The following is an 18132-nucleotide window of genomic DNA, read 5'->3' on the forward strand; positions in this document are numbered from 1 at the left end:
CCCGCCCCAGCACCGCCACACAACAAACGACCACTGAACTGCCCCAATCACAGCAGAGATGGCACAACCTGATCGACGCAACGCGGCTACCTGAAGCCCTGCGGATCAGAGCGCCGCCCCGGAAGCAGCACGCCTCGGCACGGCTTGCCCGTGACTCCAGACCAACCGATCAGCCCAGACCGAAACACCCGCTCCTGATCACACACCGCTTCTTGACGCGGTAGCTGTACGCCATTGCATGCGGTGCCTCCTGACGACGGGCGGGGACGTCTTGGTGCAGGCCGTCGCCGACGCCGAGCGCGGTGGGCTCAACCCTCCGCGATGACCTCATCCCGCCTGCATGCCCTCCTGGCCCTGCACCGCGACGGAGGTCACCCTCTGGCCTTCCCATGGGCCTTCGAAGGCGTCGCTCTCGATCGACCTGAAGTACGAAGAGGTCGGGGCCGCTTTCGGGGGTGAGGAAGCTGAACCCCGTAATGCGGTTGATAGTGACCCGCCGACCTTGTCGGGGACCGATTCCGCGGGCGGACTGCATGGCCAGGCGTTGGTCAAGCTTCGGTGGCACACCCTCGAGGTTCGCTGACACAGGACAGCGGCTGAACAAGCGCTCCAACGTCTGCTGCCGCATGGTCACCGGTCCGGACGCGGGCAGCCCTCAGGTCGGTCCGGGCGGTGCGCAGCCCGTAGCCCAGGTGCGCGGCGACGTCCTCGGCGCTCGCGACCGGCTCCCGCTCGAGCAGAGCTGCAACGGCATATGCCCTCAGGACTATAACGGCCCAGTGCGCGCGGTCACGGTGGGCGCCCGTTCGCTCGCTGACTCCACGGCCGTGACGGCGGGCTGCGCGGCGAGCAGGGCGGCGGCGTGCGGCATGATCTACTCACGCGGCAGGCCGTCCCGGGCGCCGGGCGGGCGGCCTCCACCGTGGCCACGACCTGTCCTGGCCGGCCAGGACAGGGAACGCTGCGCGGGGCCAGTACTCAGTCCGTGGACAGTTGCTACCCGCGGGCCTGGACCCTCTGCGAGATCAGGAGCGGATCCTGCCAATAGCTGGGCCACAACCTGGACGCCACGCCCACCGGAGCCGCCCGCCCCGTGCGGTCCAGCAGATCCGCCCCGTGGTCCAGTGCGCGAACGGGCGAGGCATCAGCACAGGTGGGGACGACGAAGGCGGAACTCCGCACGTTCCCATCCAGCCCCTCCCCTCACGGATCAGGAGTCGGCCGGGTTGCGACTGGAGAAGACGTTTACTCGGGCGCGTTCGGTGCAGACGATGAGCCAACACAGCCTTTATATGACGAGGAAGCGGAGACACACCATGGGCATCATCGCGTGGATCATCATCGGCCTGCTCGCCGGCGCCATCGCCAAGGCCCTGATGCCGGGCAAGGACCCCGGCGGCATCATCGTCACCATGCTCATCGGTATCGCCGGCGGCCTGCTCGGCGGCTGGCTCGGCAAGGTGATCTTCGGCGTCGACTCCATTGACGGGTTCTTCAACCTCTCCACCTGGATCGCCGCAATCGTCGGCTCTCTCATCCTGCTGCTCCTCTACCGCCTCGTCATCGGAAACCGGCACTCGCACCGCCACGCATGACCCACTGAAGACCACGCCTCCCACGCAGCTGAACGGCTCCCCCTGCTCGCAGGACGGGAGCCGTCGGCATGTACGCCGGCCCCGCTTCAGACGGGCTGAGAGCAACCGCATCTGGGTATCGCCGGCTGCTGGCATCGGGGTGGGCGGCGGTGAAGGCGGGGGCGCGGCGGTGCGGAATCCGCAGCTGTACGCCACCCACGGGGGCCGGCCGGCGGCGTACTCGAACAGAGAGCCCCCACGCGCGCACCGCCGGGTGGGAGCCCAGCAGGTCACCAGCCCACCTTCCCACCCGCACCGTCGCCGGCGAGGTCGGCGTCTGCGGAGGCCGGGGCCGCCTCGTCCGGCCATCCGGGGGCGGTGGCGGGGCGGCGGAGCGAGTGAGGGGCTCGGCAAGGTGGCGCAGGTGAGCAAGGACGGCCGGCGGGCCCGCGGCGAGGTCGGCGCGGGAGCACCGCTCGTGCATGGTCCAGCCGATGGTGCGCCGGGAACCATCCCCCGCGGACATAGGGAGCACGCGGCGGGCAACTTGTTCCGGGCCCGGCATCCCCGAGGGCGCGGGGAGCGGAACGACGCCGGGGGTGAAGAGATGCGGCCACCTCCGCCTGAGTGGCTGATCCAGCACGCTCGACCGCACGAACCTCGATGCCGTGCACATCGGTGGAGTGCTGGGCAGCGGCCAAGTACGGCCGGTGCCGTCCGGTCACGCGGCAGCAGGCGCTGGAGGCAGTGCGACAGCAGGTGCCCCGCTTGCGTCCACTGCCGGCCGGACACGGCCCTCGGCATCCTCGACTAGTAGCTGTCGTAGCTGGGCTTACCGGTCGGCCGGTAGACGCCGACGACGGTGCCGCCCTTCGTCGTCGAGACGCTGACCGGTTCCAGAGCGGTGGGAATCGCTCCGTCGGCGAACAGCCGCTTGCCGGTGCCGATGATCACCGGATGGATGGTCAGCCGGTACTCGTCGACGAGGTCGTGCCGCATGAGGGTCTGGGCGAGGTCGCCGCTGCCGACGACGTTGATGTTGCCGCCGTCGGACGCCTTCAGCTTGCGTACGGCATCGACGATGTCGCCCTCCAGCAGCTTGGAGTTCTGCCACTCGACGGACGTCAGGGTCCGAGACGCCACGTACTTGTGCATGCTGTTCATCCGATCGGTGAACGGGTTGCCGGGATCGGCGGTCGGCCAGTACGACGCGAAGATCTCGTACGTCTTACGGCCGAGCAGCATCGCGTCGGAGGTCTCGTACCAACCGGTGATCGCCGCGCCGACCTCGTCGTCGGCCACCGGTTTCTGCCAGCCGCCGTGCTCGAAGCCGCTCCCAGCGTCCTCGTCCGGACCACCCGGCGCCTGCATGACGCCGTCCAGCGTCAGGAACGTGCAAACGATGATCTCGCGCATGGTGCGCTCCCTTCCTCGGCGGGTAGACCGCACAACCGCCAAAAACTCATCGACGAAGACTTCCGCGGCGCCGGGCCGCAGTGACCGGCTGCCGGGCGACTGCTCCCTGCGTGGCTCGTCGGTCAGCCGGGTGTCTCGCCCGAGTCGGCGGGCTGGGAGTCGTCGGCCGGCGCGGACCGCTGGATGTCGTCGTTGGCCGCGGCCCAGCTGGCCAGCAGGTTCAGGGCGTCCTGCGAGGGTGAGTCGGGCTCAGCGGTGTAGGTGAGGAGGAACTGGCTGGGGCCGTCCGGGAGCGGGAAGGTTTCGAAAGGCAGGTCGAGGTCGCCGACGACCGGATGGTGGGGGAGCTTCACGCCGGTGGTGTGCATGCGGACGTTGTGGGCCGCCCAGCGGCGGCGGAATTCCCCGCTGCGGGTCGACAGCTCCCCGATCAGGTCCGTCAGCCGTCGGTCGTAGAGGTCGCGGCCGGCCTCGGCGCGCAGCATGGCGACCGTGTCGCTGGCGACTTCGTCCCAGTGGCGGAAGAACTCGGTCGCGTGCGAGCTGAGGAAGACGAACCGAGCGTTGTTCGGCGGCCGTACCGGGTCGGCGTAGACGGGAGAGAACAGGGCGCGCCCGAGGTGATTGGCGGCCAGGATGTCTCCGCGTCCGCTGAGGATGAACGCGGGGGTGCCGGCCATTGAGTCGAGAACTCGCTGCACCGCGGGCCGTACGCGTTGCTGGGCCGGGCGGCGGCGTGGCGGACGGGTCGTGCCGGCGCCGCGCAGAAGGTCGAGCAGGTGGATTCGTTCGGCCTCGTCGAGCTGCAGTGCTTGCGCGATGCCTTCGATGACGCTCTCGGAGACGCCGGTGGCGTTGCCGCGCTCCAGCCGTGTGTAGTACTCGCTGGAGATGCCCGCGAGGAGGGCGACCTCCTCGCGGCGCAGCCCGGTGACCCGTCGGCGCTCCTCGCCGTACAGGGGCAGTCCGGCCTGCTCGGGGGTGACCTTGGCCCGTCGAGTGCCGAGGAATTCCCGGATCTCCGCGCGGAAATCATCGCGGAAGTCGCGATTTGTGCCGCTGGGGTCGTTTCTGCCTGCCATGCGCTTCGCTCTACGAGCGCATCCGCCGGGTTGGGGTTCCCTGTCAGTGCCCCCCTCATCAGGGACTCCCACCCCCGCGTGACAGCCGGTCTTGTTGGTGGTGCACCGCCCACGGCGGTGTGAACCGTCCGGACAGACGGCGCTCGTGCCGCCGGTCCGAGCCGTCCCAGTTCCCTCTGCGGCGCTGTCGGCGCTGCAGGCATCACCCCCGCACACAACGGGTGCCGGATCACGGCGCCTGAAAAGGACACCCCCATGAGCAAGGTCATTCTCGTCACCGGTGCCGGACGCGGTCTGGGCACGGACATCGCCCGCGAGGCCCTCGCCGCCGGCCACCGGGTCGTCGCCACCGGCCGCCGTCCCGAAGAGGTCGAGGAGACCCTCGGCGGGCCGCGCGACAATCTGCTGGTCACCAGGCTCGACGTCACCATTCTGGAGGACGCCGAGAACGAGAGGCTCCGGGACCTGCCCGTCGTCATCCTGACCACCCTGGGCGCGAAGAGCGGCAAGATCCGCAAGACACCGGTCATGCGGGTGGAGCACGACGGCTCCTACGCCGTCATCGCCTCCATGGCGGGAGCCCCCACCCACCCGGTCTGGTACCACAACGCGGTGGCCGACCCCCGGGTGGAGCTCCAGGACGGCCCGATCCGCCAGGACATGCTGGCCCGCGAGGTGGCCGGGGACGAGAAGGCCGTGTGGTGGGCTCGAGCCGTCGAGGCGTTCCCGGACTATGCCGAGTACCAGAAGAACACGGACCGTGAGATCCCGGTCCTCGTTCTGGAGCCGGCGGCCCACGAGCATTGACGCGGCGCGGCCGGTTCAGCCCGCGGATCCCCCTACCGCGTACGACGACACCCACGCCTGAGCACCATGCCCCGGCCCAGGCCGGAAGCCGCCGGGTGCACCTACGGCGCTGACCCGCTACCAGGCAACGACGCCCGTGCAGCGGCACACGGAGCACCGAAGCATGGCCCACCATCCGGTGGCGCACCCCCCGATCATGACCGACCGGCCTGACGGCCGTGACGAAGGAGTATCTGATGAAGCACGTATCACTGGGCGGGCTCGATGTCTCCCGCATCGGCCTGGGAGCCATGACCACGGCCGGCACCTACACCACGGGCGGGGGCCTCGATGACGCCGAGTCGATCCGCACGATCCACCGGGCGCTGGACCTCGGGGTCACCCACATCGACATCGCTGAGATCTACGGCCCCTTCCACAGCGAGGGCATCGTCGGCAAGGCCATCAAGGGCCGCCGCGACGACGTCGTCGTGGCGACGAAGTTCGGTCTCGTCTCCCACGCCGGCGACGGCCCCGGCGTCATCGACAGCAGCGCCCACAACGTGAAGACCGCGGTGGAAGGCTCGCTCCTGCGGCTCGGCACCGACCACATCGACCTCTATTACCAGCACCGCGTCGACCCGAACACCCCCATCGAGGAGACCGTCGGCGCGCTGGCCGAGCTGGTCACCGAAGGCAAGGTGCGCCACATCGGCCTCTCCGAGGCCGGCCCCGAGACGATCCGCCGGGCACACGCCGTGCATCCGGTGTCCGCACTGCAGACCGAATACTCCCTGTGGACCCGGGACGTCGAGGCCGAGATCCTCCCGCTGCTGCGCGAGCTCGGCATCGGATTCGCGCCCTACTCACCGCTCGGCCGCGGCCTGCTGACCCGGGCAGATCCGCACCGCCGACGACTTCGCCGACGACGACTGGCGCAAGACCAACCCGCGCTTCACCGGCGAGAACTTCCAGCGCAACCTGCGCATCGTCGACGAGGTGCAGGCCATCGGCGCCGAGATCGGCGCCACCCCGGCCCAGACCGCGCTGGCGTGGTTGCTGACCCGCGGAGACGACATCGCCCCCATCCCCGGAACCCGGCGGGTCACGCGCGTCGAAGAGAACACCGCCGCCGACGGCATCGAACTCAGCGCCGCTCAGCTCGACCGCCTGAACAACCTCACACCGGCCGCGGGCGAACGCCACGACGAGGCCAACATGGCCACCATCGACCGATGATCTGACGCGATCCGGTGTGGATCCGGCCGCGTACCGCTGCTTATTGATCTTGCTCAGCAATCGGTCACTTCCTGAACGTCCTGCCCGACCTCCATCGACCGGTCTCGCCTCTGTTCCCGCATGGTGTTCAGCGTTCGAGTCGGCCGGCTGTCGACCCTCGACTTGGTGGAGGGCTCAGAGTTCTGGGTGTGGAGAGCGAGATGCGCAGTATTGGTGAGATGGCCCGGGACAGTGGACTGAGTGTGAGCGCCCTGCGGTTCTACGACGGTGCCGGCTTGCTGGTCCCGGCCTGGGTGGATCCGGTGAGCGGCTACCGCTGGTACGGCCCCGAGCAGCTTGAGGAGTCCCGGTTGCTGGCCCGGCTGCGCCGGGCGGGTATGCCGTTGGCGGACATCCGGCTGGTACTGGCCGGCTGGTCCAGTTCGGACACCGACCTGGTGCGGAAGCTGCTTCAGGCATGTCGCCGTCTTGAACTGGAGCTGTCCGATGCCCGCAGTGAGTTCTCCACGCTCCGAGCGCTCCTCGAATGCAGGGAGAATCCGATGACTACGCTCCGCACCGCCACCGTCCGGCTGGCTGTCTCCGCGCCTGAGCTGGCCGCCGCGTTGGACACGGTCCGCTTCGCCGCCAGTGCCGATCCGGAGCTGCCGATGCTCGGCGGTGTCCTGTTCGACATCGAGGGTGAGGCGCTCCACGAGGTGGCCACCGACCGGTACCGGATGGCTGTCGCGCAAGCGGGTACCACCAGGTATGGCGGGCCCCGTGTGCAGGTCATCGTGCCATCCCCGCTCGCCGACGCGATGCGGGCGCTGTTGAGCGACGACGCATCCGTCCAGCTCACTGTGGACGGCGACCGCGTGGCCTTCGTGGTTCTCGGGCTCGGCTCCTGCGGTGCGGGGGCCGGGCAACGTGGCCGCAGCGAGCACGAGGGGAGCTCCATGCATCGAGGGAACCATCCACCGGGCCGTCGCGGTCACCGGGATAAGACGTGCCCGATACCTCGGCCTCCAGAAGACCTACCTGGAGCATGCCTTCTCCGCCGTCGTGCTCAACCTCATTTCGGCTTATGCCTGGTGGAGCGGCCACCCGCTCGACCGCACCCGCGTCAGTCACCTTGCCCGCCTCGACCTTTCCCATGCCGCGTGACCGAATAAGCCAGCAGGATCGTCACCAGCCGCAAACTGCAGTGATCTTGCGACGGCTTCACCCGTGTGGGTGGGTCCTGGGCCGTACGGCTGCGGTGGGTGAAGCTCTGCGAGGATGATCGGCAATCGTGGCCCGTAGGAGACATGCCGCCCCTGTCCGGTACGCGACCAGTGCACCCGCTCGAAACCGGCGGCCGGACCCTCTCCCTGCAACGGCACGTGCCTGGGGTGAGTTGGTCATCAGGACCGGGGTGACCAGGGTGACGCCGAAGTTCTTCTTCATGCCCACGATCAACTCGGCGGAGGCGTAACCGGAGTCGAGGAAGTGCTCGGCGGGCAGGAGATCGCGAGCGGCGAGCATGTGATGGACCGGATCGGTCATTTCCGCGTCGGTCACTGGGGCGTCGGTGGTCGCGATGCTGATGATCAAGCGCGGCGGCGGTCCGTCAGCTCCAGGGATCAGCGCCTGGCAGCCGACAGCAGGGTCCTGGTTATCGGGACCGTCACAGGACTCGCTGATGTGGATCTTGTAGCCGGTCCACCAGGAGCCTTGCTTGAGGCCGTAGCGCGCGTGACCAACGAGCCGCCACCCCGCTGGGCACGGAATTCGGCCCGGCAGGATCGACACCAGCCGCAGTCTGATGCCGCTGTGACGGAGTGTGCGGGTATGGCGCAGCCGGGATAGCAGATGCTGGCCTCGATGCTCGGCCACCCGTCATGCTGTAGGGATGTTCCGACGTGGACGGCGAGCGCGGCAGGGCGGACGAGTCGAGAACCGGGTCGTGGCGGCCCGCATGAACAAGTTCTACGACTCGCTTCGGAAGGAAGACAAGTCGTCTGCCCAAGACGTCGCCCGCGAGTACGGTCGCGAGGTCGAGGCCCACTACCGGCGCCTCCTGAGAGCGAAGACTGTTGCTGCCTCCCCGTATTACGTCGGGCTCTCCTCAGACGTGGGGAGCTTCACACACGTCACCAAGCGGGTAACCCTGGTCACGGACACGATGCTGTTGTCCGACCATGGTGTCGGAACGGTGCACCAAGTGGGAATCCACACAGCTACCAACGCCCATGACTACACCGACGTAGCATGGCGCTTGGGGATGGTGACCGCAGATCTTGTCGAGCTGGGTCAGTGGCTCCTGGATGCTGAGCCTCTACTGCGCAAGGGGCTGGTCTGGTACGGGCCCGTGTTCGTGCAAGGGGAGTCAGTGGAGGTGCGTCCTGGGCCGGGGTGGTCGGACAATATTCCGGGGCTTCCTTCGCTCACTGACCGGTCCATCGAATTTCTAGTGGAGCACGGCCGAGCCGTGGATGTATCGAGGACAAAGCCCCTGGCCAGCAGGGTGGTCCGGCCGGTCCTCGAGATTGACCTCCCCTTCATCGACGGGCTCAGCCTCAGCGACTTCGCCCAAGTCACCAGTGAGGAGTTCGACTCCTGCCGTCAGTACCGCGACTTTATGCGGTCCCGGCTCCTCGAACTCGATGACGCCCTGGAAGCGGTGGATTCCCAGGTAGCCCTGGAGCGGGTCGCGCTCTCCATGCGTGACGAGCTGAACGCCGCTACCGCTGAACTGAGGAGCGCGGCCCGGTCCCGAGCCCTCAGCCGTTCCGGTGCCGTCCTGGGTACGACGAGCGCTCTCCTTGCCGCAGTCCGGCCCGAGGCCCTCCAAGGCGCCCTTGCCGCCAGTGCGACGATCGCAGCCGGAGCCACCGGCCTGTGGCCGACCGTCCAGGCGTTCGCTGACATCAATTCCGAACGCACGCACGGCAAGTGGCACTACGTATGGGTCCTGCAGAGGAAGGCCGCCCCCTGAGGCCGCCGACCGGCCCAGCCGGCTAATCGCCACCGCTGACCCGCCTACGTCATCGCCCATACCGGGCTCCGGGAAGAGCCCGAGACCGGCTGATCGTGGCGCGTCACTCACCGGGCCGTTTGCGGCTGGTATCGATTCTGCTGCCCCGACCAACGAGCCGCCAGCACCACCGGGCACGGCATGAGCCAGCAGGATCGGTGACAGCATTCTTACCGGCACCCCAAACACCGTCGCAGTATCAAGAGCACCTCTCAGGCCGGAGGGTGCGCGTGAGGGTGCGCCGTTTCGTGCGCTACGTCTTGACGGCCCGTCAGCATTCACGAAGACTGATCCAGCCCTGACAACGTTGTCGAAAGGCGCATGATGAAACGACGCACCAGCCGCCGCATGAGCGTGTGGGCGGTGGCCGTTCTGCTGGGCACGGGACTCGCGGCGCCGACGGCGCACGCCGCGGTCGACGGGCCACGGCGAGAGGACCGGGTGACCGATCTGGTCAATCCGTTCATCGGTACGGAGAACGAGGGAAACACCTACCCGGGCGCGGCCGTGCCGTTCGGCATGGTCCAGTTCTCGCCGGACACCGGGCACAACACCGGCTACGACTACTCGCAGGACCACATACGCGGCTTCTCCATGGTCCATCTGTCCGGCGTCGGCTGTGGCCTGGGCGGCGACCTGCCGGTGCTGCCCACGACCGGGGACATCACCAGCACGGACAACGCCGAATACGCCGCGGGATACAGCCACGACGACGAGGCGGGCTCGCCCGGCTACTACAGGGTCGGCCTGGGCAACGGCGTCAAGGCCGAGCTGACCGCCACCAGGCGCACCGCCGTGCAGCGCTACACGTTTCCGGCCACCGACAAGGCCAACGTGCTCATCAACGCCGGACAGTCACTGCACAAGACGCTCCACACCGAGGTTGAGATCCTCGACAACCGGACCGTACGGACGGTCATCACCGGCAGCGGCTTCTGCCAGGACACCGAACCGTACACGGTCTATACGATCACGCGGTTCGACCGGCCGTTCACGACGTCCGGTACCTGGAAGGGCGCCGAAATCACCGACGGCTCGACGAGTTCGCAGGCGGACGCCGAGCGCGACGGCGCCTTCGTACGCTTCGACACCACCAAGGACCGTACGGTTGAAGCGACCACCGCGCTGTCGTACGTCGACGCAGGAGGGGCGGCACTCAATCTGCGTGCCGAGGGCGGCCGCTCCTTCGACACAGTGCGCCGGGCCGCGCGGGACGCCTGGGAGGAACGGCTCGACGACGTACGGACCCGTGGCGGCAGCACGACACTGCGGCGGACGTTCTACTCCTCGCTGTACCGCTCGTTCCTCGCACCGAACATCGGCAGCGACGTCGATGGGCGTTACACCGGCTGGGACCAGCGGATTCACCGTGCCAAGGATTTCACGTACTACCAGAACTGGTCGCTGTGGGACACCTACCGGACCCAGACCCAGTTGCTGTCCCTGCTGGCGCCACACGAAGCACGTGACATGGCGCTGTCCGTGATCCGCATCGACAAGGACAGCGGCTGGCTGCCCAAGTGGGGATACGGCACGGTCGAGACCAACATCATGACCGGTGACCCCGTCACCCCCTTCCTGACCAACGCCTACCAGCAGGGGCTGTTGAAGGGCCACGAAGAGGACGCCTACCGGGCGCTGAAGCGGAACGCCGACGGTGTCCCGCCCGCCGACTCCGCCCCCGTCGGCCGCGAGGCCAACAAGGAGTACCTCGCCGACGGCTTCGCCCCCTACGTCAAGGGACGGCCGCACGCCAAGCCCGGTGACTCCGACTACGACCACGGCGCCTCGGCCACGCTGGAGTACGCCTTGTCCGACGCCATGCTCGGCCAGATGGCCAAGGAGCTGGGTCATCGTGCGGACGCGCAGCGGTACACCGAGCGGGCACGCAACTACAAGAAGATCCACGACCGCTCGACCGGGTTCTTCCGCGCGCGCGATGCCTCGGGTGCCTTCACCGGACCGGCGGACCCGGCCCGCAGCGAGGGCTTCCACGAGGGAACTGCCTGGCAGTACCAGTGGCTTGTACCCCAGGATCTGCCCGGCATGATCGACCTGATCGGAGGCAAGGACGCGGCCAATCAGCGGCTCGACTCCTTCTTCGCCTACGACCGGCTGGTGGCCGACCCCGCGAAGACCGCCCGCGAGGTGTGGGTCAATGGGCCGTACGACTACTACAACGCAGACAAGTACAACCCGCAGAACGAACCGGATCTGATAGCGCCGTACACCTATCTGTCGACCGGGCAGCCGTGGAAGACCACCGACGTGGTGCATGCCGCACTGACCCTGTTCACCGACTCGCCGACCGGTATGACCGGCAATGACGATCTGGGCACCATGTCGGCCTGGAACGTGCTGTCGTCCATCGGCCTCTTCCCCGTTCAGCCCGGCACCGACACATGGGGCTTGTCCACCCCCGTCTTCGAACGCGTCGACGTCACGCTCGACCCCCACTACTACCCGCAGGGCGGACTGACCGTGCGGGCACCGGGCGCCTCGGACTCCCAGCGCTACATCCAGTCCGCCCGGGTGGACGGCACCGCGTACGGCAAGACGTACCTGACCACCGGGCAAGTCCGCCGGCTACGAGAGGTGTCCTTCCAGATAGGCTCGGCACCCTCCTCCTGGGGCACCGGCACGGACGCGGCACCTCCCGCTCTGAAGTGACCCCGGACTCCGCCTCGCCGGCCCCGTGCCACGGAAAGGCTGCGTCCATACGCCTGATTCGAGGTGGGGTGCATCACGTGCCGACGGCGTCCCTCCACGGGATCATCCCGTGGAGGGACGCCGTCCATGCCGCTACGGCCGCTCGACCAGGCACTTGACGAAGTCCACGACGAACTCGCCGTACTGGAGAGCCGATCCGATGGCCTCCAGCCTCGTGTACTGCTCGGAGGACAGCGAGGCGCCCGGGGCACACCTGATCGTTCTCGGCAGGACCCGGAACGCGACGTCCGGCGTGCAGCGGTTCGCGCAGTCGGTAAGCGCGGCGCGCACCTCGGGCGGCAGGAACCGCGCGGCCTCGATCGCGGCGACGACCGCGTCGAGGCAGGTCATGGCGTCATCGATGTCCGCCCCCGTGAGCGGACGTACTTCCGCGCTCGCCGCCAGCCGCGCGTCACACAGCCGGACGAACGTACGCGTCCACCCGGCTCACCCCCCCCGTGGCCGCAAGCCTGGCATGTACTGCGCTCCGGCGTACCACAGCACCTCCAGGGCCGGCGACGGAAGGTTCCCGAGAACCCTCGCGTCACGGCGTACCCCCAAGGCCTCCTCATCATCTGGCTGCGCGAGGTGTCCGACGACGACGCCGGCGGCCGTGTCCCCGTCGTGGGTCCAGTCCTGATGGAAGAAACCCCTCACCCAGGACACACCGAAGTCGAAGGGCGTGAAGCGCGGCGTCCTGCCCTGCCTCCAGCCCCGCCTCTGATCCCATTTTTCGCTCTGCGCCCCGGTCGCCCCTGATCGGTCCCCGACCCGACCCGGAAATGCCCCTGACAGGGGCGCCACACGGGCGACAGTGCACCTAACGTAGCGATGGTGCCCCGGCCGGGTCCGCACGCTTGGCACAACCGCTCTCTTCATGAGGAGGATCGATGCCGTCAAGGGACAGATCCGCACTGCGGCGCATCGCCGCGCGGGGCACGGTCATGGTCTCGGGAGCCGCCATGGCCACCATGGTCGTCGTCACCAGCCTCTCCGCCGCTCCCACGGTCCACGCATCGCCGTCTGCCACAGGGGCCCTGCAGTGGGCGCCGTGTGACGACCCGGCAAAGCCGGGAGCCCTGTGCGCCACTCTTTCGGTGCCGGTCGACTGGGCCCACCCGGCCGGGCCGAGACTCGACCTGGCCGTGGCTCGCCGCAAGGCCACCGACCCCGGCGCACGCGTCGGCTCGATGGTGTTCGGCCCCGGCGGGCCGGGCGACTCGGGTGTGGAGATGGTGGTGCGCCGTATCAGCCGGTTCAGCCCCGAGGTCCGCCGCAGGTTCGACATCGTCAGCTTCGACCCGCGCGGCGTGGGCAACAGCAACCCGGTGACCTGCTCCAGCGACCTGCTTGCCGAGCGGCCGTCACCGGAGCTGAAGAGCCAGGCGGACTTCGACGCCACCATGGCGTACAACAAGCGGCTCCGAGCCGACTGCCGGGCCCGTACCGGCCCCGTGTTCGACCACCTCGACACCGCCCAGACGGTCCGGGACCTTGACGCCCTCCGAGCCGCCCTCGGCGAGCGGAAACTGACCTTCCACGGCAGCTCGTACGGCACGCTGCTCGGCGCACAGTACGCCGAGACCTACCCGCGCCGCGTGCGCGCGATGGTGCTGGAGAGCGTCATGGACCACAGCGTCCCGACCACCCGTGACTTCCTGCGGTCCGAGGCGGCCACGGCACAGGATTCATTCCAGGAGTTCGTGAAGTGGTGCGACGGTGCCGCGGACTGCGCGCTGCGCGGCCGCGACGTCCGCGCCGTCTGGCAGAGTCTGTTGGCCAGGGCCCGGCGCGGGGAGCTGGAGGACCCGGCGAAGCCGGGCACCTCGCTGTCGACTTCGGACCTGGTCAACAAGATCGCGTTCCGGACGTTCTACCAGGTCGACTATGTGGGCCTGGCCACGGCGATCGCGGGCATGAACGCCGGCAAACCGCTGCCCGCGTCGCCGACGTCGACAGCGCCGCTTCCTCCGGCCACCCCGGTCTTCTGCTCGGACTGGCACCTGCCAGTGCGCGACTACCGGGAGTACGCCTCCCTCGTCACCATGATGAACAAGACCGCGCCGGACCTGCCTTACCTGCTGCCGATACACATGGCAGCGGCGTGTCTGGGCGCGCCGACCGCCAACCCGCAGCACCGGCTGGACGCATACGGTGCCCCGCCGATCCTGGTCTCCAACGCGCTGCACGACCCCGCCACCGGCTACCCGTGGGCGGTCTCGGTGGCCCGGCAGCTCGGCCGCAGCGGCGTGCTCCTCACCTACGAGGGCCACGGCCACGGCAGCGTCACCAGCGGCCCGTGTATGGAGGACGCCGTGGACAGCTATCTGTCCGACCTGGCAGTCCCGGCACGGGGCACCAGCTGCCCCGCCGTGCCGTTCTGACAGCTTGCCGATCCGGATTCGCCACCGTCAGGACCTGGATCGGCAAGATTGATCCCGGGGCATCCGTGCGGTCATCCCTCAGCCGTCCGCCCAAGTTGGCCACCGCCTGCGGCGAGGCCACCTCGGTGGCCGTCCGCCCGGTCTCGACAGCGAGGCATACAAGCCGCGGAACACCGTCGAGCGGTGTATCAACCGCCTCAAGCAGTGGCGCGGCCTGGCCACACGAACCGACAAGCTCGCGATCACCTACCAGGCCGCACTCCACCTCGCGGGCATCCTCAACTGGACCCGACGCCGACCGACGCTGACCGAAGAGACACAACCTAGCCATGGCGTGCCGGGCGGCCCACTCCGAGGGCCACGACGGTGAGGGTGCTTCGGGCGCCGGTCATATCCAGCGCCGGTCCCGCGCGGTCTCCTCGCGACCCCACCAGCCATGCTGGACCGACCGGCCGCCGGGTGCGAGCAACAGATGGTAGCGGCCGGGACTGGTCACCCCGTCAGGCGAGCAGGGAGGCGAGCCTGCGCCATTCCTCCCTGGGCAGGATGCCGTCCGTGCCGTCCGTGACCACCTGCAGGGCCACGTGGTCCGCGCCCGCCTCATGGAAGGCGGTGACGCGCTCGCGAATCCGGGTTTCGCCGCCCCAGGCGAAGACCGCGTCGATGAGACGGTCGCTGCCGCCGCCGGCGACATCGGCCTCCGTGAAGCCCAGGCGCAGGAAGTTGCTCGTGTAGTTGGGGAGTTCCAGATAGCGGGCCAGGTAGGCGCGGGCCGTCTCCCGGGCGCGGGCCGGGTCGGTCTCCAGGACCACCTTGAACTCCGGTGCGAGCAGCGGCCCTTCGCCCAGGATCTCGCGGGCCCGGGCGGTGTGTTCGGGCGTGACCAGGTACGGGACCGCGCCGGCCGCGCGGTCGCCGGACAGGGCCAGCATCCTGGGACCCAGCGCGGCCAGCACCCGGCGGCCGGCGGGTACGCCCGCTGTGTCGAGCTCGTCGAGGTAGTCGGTCATCGCCGTGTACGGGCGCTGGTAGTTTTTCACCAGCGGGCCGTGGCTGACGCCGAGCCCCAGCACGAAGCGGCCGGGATGGGCCGTCTCGATCTCGGCGAAACCGGCCGCCGTCGTGGCGCTGTCCTGCTGCCACACGCTCTGGATGCTGGTGCCGACCGTGATGCGCCGGGTCGCCCCGATGAGCGGGGCTGCGTGGTCCACGGTGCTGTTGCCGCCCAGCCAGACGGCGCCGTACCCGAGTTCCTCCAGCTCGGCCGCGGCCTCGTTCAGTTCACCGCGCCGGTCCGCATCCTCCGAGCGCAGCTCGCCGCTCCAGACGCCGTACCGGCCGACGCTCTCCTTCAGTGAGGTGGTCATCGGATGGGATCCCTCCGGTGGTGGGCTGTGCCGTGATCATCACGTCTTTCGCCCTTGCCAACCAGAAGGCATGCCGGGTGATTCCCGCTCTTGCCTCACCCGGCCGAACGGCCGAGGAGTCGTTCGGCAGGACGGGGGCCCATACTCGCCATCGGTGTGGTGAAGACCGGCGGTGACAGCGATGACAATGCCGAGCTGGGCGTGGAAGAGGTGAGAAACTCCGCCAGCCGATGATGCGCAGGCTGCCTACCGTTACGGAAGCAGGCGGGGCCCGGCCTGCGGCCGCGATCCGGCGCGTGATCTGGTTGCTCGCAAACGGTCTCGGGTGGACGCCTCAATTCGACTACCGTCCACGCCTGATCGTCGCGGCGGGTGCAGGGCGGGAGGGGGCGCGGCACATAGGCCATCGGTCTCGGACGCGGCCGGCCGTACCCACCGCGGGAGTGCGGGCCTGGTAGGCGATGGCGAGTTCGGCGGTCCGCATGGCCGGGCCACGCTACTGCTCGGGCGGTTGATCCACCGTTCGACGGCGGCCGGCCGTGCCGGAGTGGTTCGCCGAGGTCGCGGGTGACATCGAGCGGCCACGCAGCGGTGATGCGCACCGCATGCTGCTGCGGACTGAGCCAGAGGCGCCTTCTGTACGTGGTTCGTCCGCGGCATGTACGCCTTAGCTCCACTAGGCGCCACAGGAATCCTGGCTGCCGCCAGCAGTGCATCCTGGGCTCTTCATCCGTCCCGGCCGCGCTCCGCGCGGTCTGCAACAGCCGCTGGACATCGACCTCGGCACCACCTACACCAGGCCTCACGTACGGCGGTCCCGGGGCGGTTCCGGACCAGGAGCCGCCCCGGGACGCACAGGCACGCCTACCGGTCCGAAGCGGGACGGGTGATGGAAACGCCCCCTCCGCGCCCTGGGACAGGGACGATGCAGCCGCATCCCAGGCCAGCTGCTCGGGCGACGGCCGGGTGTCGACAGCGCCCTTCAGCCGGGCGAAGGTGCGGCTCGGCCCACGATGGCGGCACTCTCGACCGCGGTGGCCAGGCCGATGACACGGCCAGCGGGCCTGGGTCCTGACGGGATGACCGGCACCCCTGACCCCGGGTGATCCGGGGCGGCAGCAACCGGCCGTCGCGACGCTTGGGTACCACCGTCGGAACCGGTGCAGCGGCGCAGACAGCGGTCTGGGGGATGTTCTCCTCGCCGGGGCGGGTGACCTTCTGTCCCGCGTCTGCGCAGCAGCGCAGGGCGGGGCTTCACGGCGTCCAGGCCCTTCCGTAGGATGCGAAAACGCCTCGTCCCCGGCAATGACTCCATGATGCGGGCGGGCAAGTCCTCCAAGAAGGCCGCGCTTCCCTCGGCTCCAACAGGATTGACCTCCGGCTTCGGTTCGCTCGAGCCGGTATCAGGTGGTCTTGATCTGGCCTCCATCGATGACGTACTCGGCACCGGTGATATTGCCGGCACGCGGGGAGGCCAGGAAGACGACGAGGTCGGCCACCTCCTGGGGTTCGGTGATGCGTCCGGTGGAGATGCCCATCTGCTGGGGCACGACCTGATCCAGTGCCTCCTGTGCCGTGCCGCCTGAGCTGGCCGCAACGCTGTCGGCGAAGGCGCCGGGGGCAGTCCAGAACGGGGTGCGTACGGGGCCGGGAGCGACGGCGTTGACGCGGACGCCAAGGGGAGCGAACTCCTCCGACAGGGCTTTGGTGAGGTTGCTCAGGGCGGCTTTGGCCGCTGAATAGTCCACCACCATGGGAAAGGGCAGCCGGGCGTTGACCGAGCTGATGTTGACGATCGCCCCTTCGCCGTGGGCCAGCAAGAGTGGCAACGACGCACGGCTGGTACGCACCGCGCTCAGGAATGTCATGTCGAGAGCATGCAGCCACGCTGCGTCATCGATGTCGAGGAAGCTGGAACGCGGGCTGGTGGCACCGACATTGTTGACCAGCACGTCGATCCGGCCATACCGGTCTGCCGCCGTCTGGACCAGCGTGTCGGCACCGGCGGCGTCGGCCAGGTCGACGGGGTGGAAGGTGACTTCGTACCGCTGACGTAGGGCTGCCAACTCAGCTGTTTCCGTGCGGCTGCCGACAACCACGCGCGCGCCCTCACGGCCGAGTGCCTCGGTGACGGCCAGGCCGATGCCCTTGCTGCCTCCCGTGACAACGGCGACCTTGCCCGTCAGGTTCAGCTCCACCGGATCTCCTCCTGCGTCACGCATCCCACCTCACCAAATGCAGCCATATCGGTTCTATTGAGTGAGTATTGCCCCTCGGTTCAAGGCGACACCATCGCCACGCGGCCTTGGCTGAGGTTTTCCGGGTACCTGCTCCGGCTCTTCGGCGCGGACGTGCTGCTGAGCACACTCGTCGCGGACGCTCAGCGTCACGAGCCCGTCCTCCAGGACCCGGTCCGCGACCTCCTCCCCTGGGTTGCCCGGAAGCGGGACACCGACGTGCTCGGCGTCCTCCTCACGGCCTGACGTGGGTCGGCGGCCCCGAGGGCGACACCATCGGCCTGTCGCATGTCACGCACCCCGATCCCCGGATGCGCAGCTGGGTGCCCGAGCTGCTGGA

Annotated in this window: 13 protein-coding genes and 3 pseudogenes; 9 read left to right on the forward strand and 7 right to left on the reverse strand. The window is 68.8% G+C overall.

Annotated elements, in window-relative coordinates:
• Window positions 1-308 precede the first annotated feature (308 nt).
• Window positions 309-517, reverse strand: a pseudogene (locus ACF1BE_RS26410) (cold-shock protein).
• A 799-nt stretch (window positions 518-1316) separates the two neighbouring features.
• Between ACF1BE_RS26410 and ACF1BE_RS26415 the strand changes: the two are divergent.
• Entirely contained in the window at window positions 1317-1595 is a 279-nt protein-coding gene (locus tag ACF1BE_RS26415) for a GlsB/YeaQ/YmgE family stress response membrane protein (RefSeq protein WP_373910058.1), read from the forward strand.
• 789 nt (window positions 1596-2384) lie between these two features.
• On the opposite strand, the gene ACF1BE_RS26420 is transcribed toward ACF1BE_RS26415, so the two are convergent.
• Both ACF1BE_RS26420 and ACF1BE_RS26425 read right to left on the reverse strand, forming a co-directional pair.
• Complete coding sequence (locus tag ACF1BE_RS26420; RefSeq protein WP_392201505.1) at window positions 2385-2990, reverse strand: dihydrofolate reductase family protein; 606 nt, start codon at window positions 2988-2990, stop codon at window positions 2385-2387.
• A gap of 122 nt (window positions 2991-3112) precedes the next feature.
• Window positions 3113-4072 carry a helix-turn-helix domain-containing protein gene (locus ACF1BE_RS26425; protein ID WP_392201506.1) on the reverse strand — a complete coding sequence of 320 codons (960 nt, stop codon included), beginning with the start codon at window positions 4070-4072 and terminating at the stop codon, window positions 3113-3115.
• Window positions 4073-4327: 255 nt separating this feature from the next.
• On the opposite strand from ACF1BE_RS26425, the gene ACF1BE_RS26430 reads away from it, so the two are divergent.
• From ACF1BE_RS26430 to ACF1BE_RS26440, 3 genes and pseudogenes are all read left to right on the forward strand, one after another.
• Window positions 4328-4879, forward strand: a complete 552-nt coding sequence (locus tag ACF1BE_RS26430; protein WP_392201507.1) for a nitroreductase/quinone reductase family protein — start codon at window positions 4328-4330, stop codon at window positions 4877-4879.
• A 236-nt stretch (window positions 4880-5115) separates the two neighbouring features.
• A pseudogene (locus ACF1BE_RS26435) lies at window positions 5116-6097 on the forward strand (aldo/keto reductase).
• A gap of 188 nt (window positions 6098-6285) precedes the next feature.
• The gene (locus ACF1BE_RS26440; protein ID WP_392201508.1) at window positions 6286-7251 is read left to right on the forward strand and encodes a MerR family transcriptional regulator; all 966 of its coding nucleotides are present in this window, start codon (window positions 6286-6288) and stop codon (window positions 7249-7251) included.
• Window positions 7252-7300: 49 nt separating this feature from the next.
• On the opposite strand, the gene ACF1BE_RS26445 is transcribed toward ACF1BE_RS26440, so the two are convergent.
• A complete protein-coding gene (locus tag ACF1BE_RS26445; protein WP_392201509.1) occupies window positions 7301-7954 on the reverse strand; it encodes a hypothetical protein in 654 nt (217 codons plus the stop codon).
• 82 nt (window positions 7955-8036) lie between these two features.
• Here ACF1BE_RS26445 and ACF1BE_RS26450 point away from each other — a divergent pair, with 82 nt between their 5' ends.
• On the forward strand, window positions 8037-9056 hold the full coding sequence (locus ACF1BE_RS26450; RefSeq protein ID WP_392201510.1) for a hypothetical protein: 1020 nt from the start codon (window positions 8037-8039) through the stop codon (window positions 9054-9056).
• A 387-nt stretch (window positions 9057-9443) separates the two neighbouring features.
• Window positions 9444-11765: a GH92 family glycosyl hydrolase gene (locus tag ACF1BE_RS26455; protein WP_392201578.1), complete on the forward strand. Its 2322-nt coding sequence runs from the start codon at window positions 9444-9446 to the stop codon at window positions 11763-11765.
• A gap of 132 nt (window positions 11766-11897) precedes the next feature.
• On the opposite strand, the gene ACF1BE_RS26460 is transcribed toward ACF1BE_RS26455, so the two are convergent.
• A complete protein-coding gene (locus ACF1BE_RS26460; protein WP_392201511.1) occupies window positions 11898-12155 on the reverse strand; it encodes a hypothetical protein in 258 nt (85 codons plus the stop codon).
• Window positions 12156-12694: 539 nt separating this feature from the next.
• Between ACF1BE_RS26460 and ACF1BE_RS26465 the strand changes: the two genes are divergently transcribed.
• Window positions 12695-14188 carry an alpha/beta hydrolase gene (locus ACF1BE_RS26465; RefSeq protein ID WP_392201512.1) on the forward strand — a complete coding sequence of 498 codons (1494 nt, stop codon included), beginning with the start codon at window positions 12695-12697 and terminating at the stop codon, window positions 14186-14188.
• Window positions 14189-14243: 55 nt separating this feature from the next.
• A pseudogene (locus tag ACF1BE_RS26470) lies at window positions 14244-14558 on the forward strand (hypothetical protein); the annotation flags it as partial.
• 130 nt (window positions 14559-14688) lie between these two features.
• Here ACF1BE_RS26470 and ACF1BE_RS26475 read toward each other — a convergent pair.
• Together ACF1BE_RS26475 and ACF1BE_RS26480 are read right to left on the reverse strand one after the other, a co-directional pair.
• Complete coding sequence (locus tag ACF1BE_RS26475; RefSeq protein WP_392201513.1) at window positions 14689-15555, reverse strand: LLM class F420-dependent oxidoreductase; 867 nt, start codon at window positions 15553-15555, stop codon at window positions 14689-14691.
• Window positions 15556-16958: 1403 nt separating this feature from the next.
• Entirely contained in the window at window positions 16959-17753 is a 795-nt protein-coding gene (locus ACF1BE_RS26480; RefSeq protein ID WP_392201514.1) for an oxidoreductase, read from the reverse strand.
• A 153-nt stretch (window positions 17754-17906) separates the two neighbouring features.
• On the opposite strand from ACF1BE_RS26480, the gene ACF1BE_RS26485 reads away from it, so the two are divergent.
• Window positions 17907-18038: a hypothetical protein gene (locus ACF1BE_RS26485; RefSeq protein WP_392201515.1), complete on the forward strand. Its 132-nt coding sequence runs from the start codon at window positions 17907-17909 to the stop codon at window positions 18036-18038.
• Window positions 18039-18132 lie beyond the last annotated feature (94 nt).

It is taken from the genome of Streptomyces sp. NPDC014991 (genome assembly GCF_043080665.1).
GTDB lineage: Bacteria > Actinomycetota > Actinomycetes > Streptomycetales > Streptomycetaceae > Streptomyces.

Bases quoted from the DNA above. Each gene is read 5' to 3' on its own strand.
- ACF1BE_RS26475 (WP_392201513.1), bottom strand. From the start codon at position 15,555: ATGACCACCTCACTGAAGGAGAGCGTCGGCCGGTACGGCGTCTGGAGC.
- ACF1BE_RS26430 (WP_392201507.1), top strand. From the start codon at position 4,328: ATGAGCAAGGTCATTCTCGTCACCGGTGCCGGACGCGGTCTGGGCACG.
- ACF1BE_RS26425 (WP_392201506.1), bottom strand. From the start codon at position 4,072: ATGGCAGGCAGAAACGACCCCAGCGGCACAAATCGCGACTTCCGCGAT.
- ACF1BE_RS26455 (WP_392201578.1), top strand. From the start codon at position 9,444: ATGAGCGTGTGGGCGGTGGCCGTTCTGCTGGGCACGGGACTCGCGGCG.
- ACF1BE_RS26420 (WP_392201505.1), bottom strand. From the start codon at position 2,990: ATGCGCGAGATCATCGTTTGCACGTTCCTGACGCTGGACGGCGTCATG.
- ACF1BE_RS26460 (WP_392201511.1), bottom strand. From the start codon at position 12,155: ATGACCTGCCTCGACGCGGTCGTCGCCGCGATCGAGGCCGCGCGGTTC.
- ACF1BE_RS26465 (WP_392201512.1), top strand. From the start codon at position 12,695: ATGCCGTCAAGGGACAGATCCGCACTGCGGCGCATCGCCGCGCGGGGC.
- ACF1BE_RS26415 (WP_373910058.1), top strand. From the start codon at position 1,317: ATGGGCATCATCGCGTGGATCATCATCGGCCTGCTCGCCGGCGCCATC.
- ACF1BE_RS26450 (WP_392201510.1), top strand. From the start codon at position 8,037: ATGAACAAGTTCTACGACTCGCTTCGGAAGGAAGACAAGTCGTCTGCC.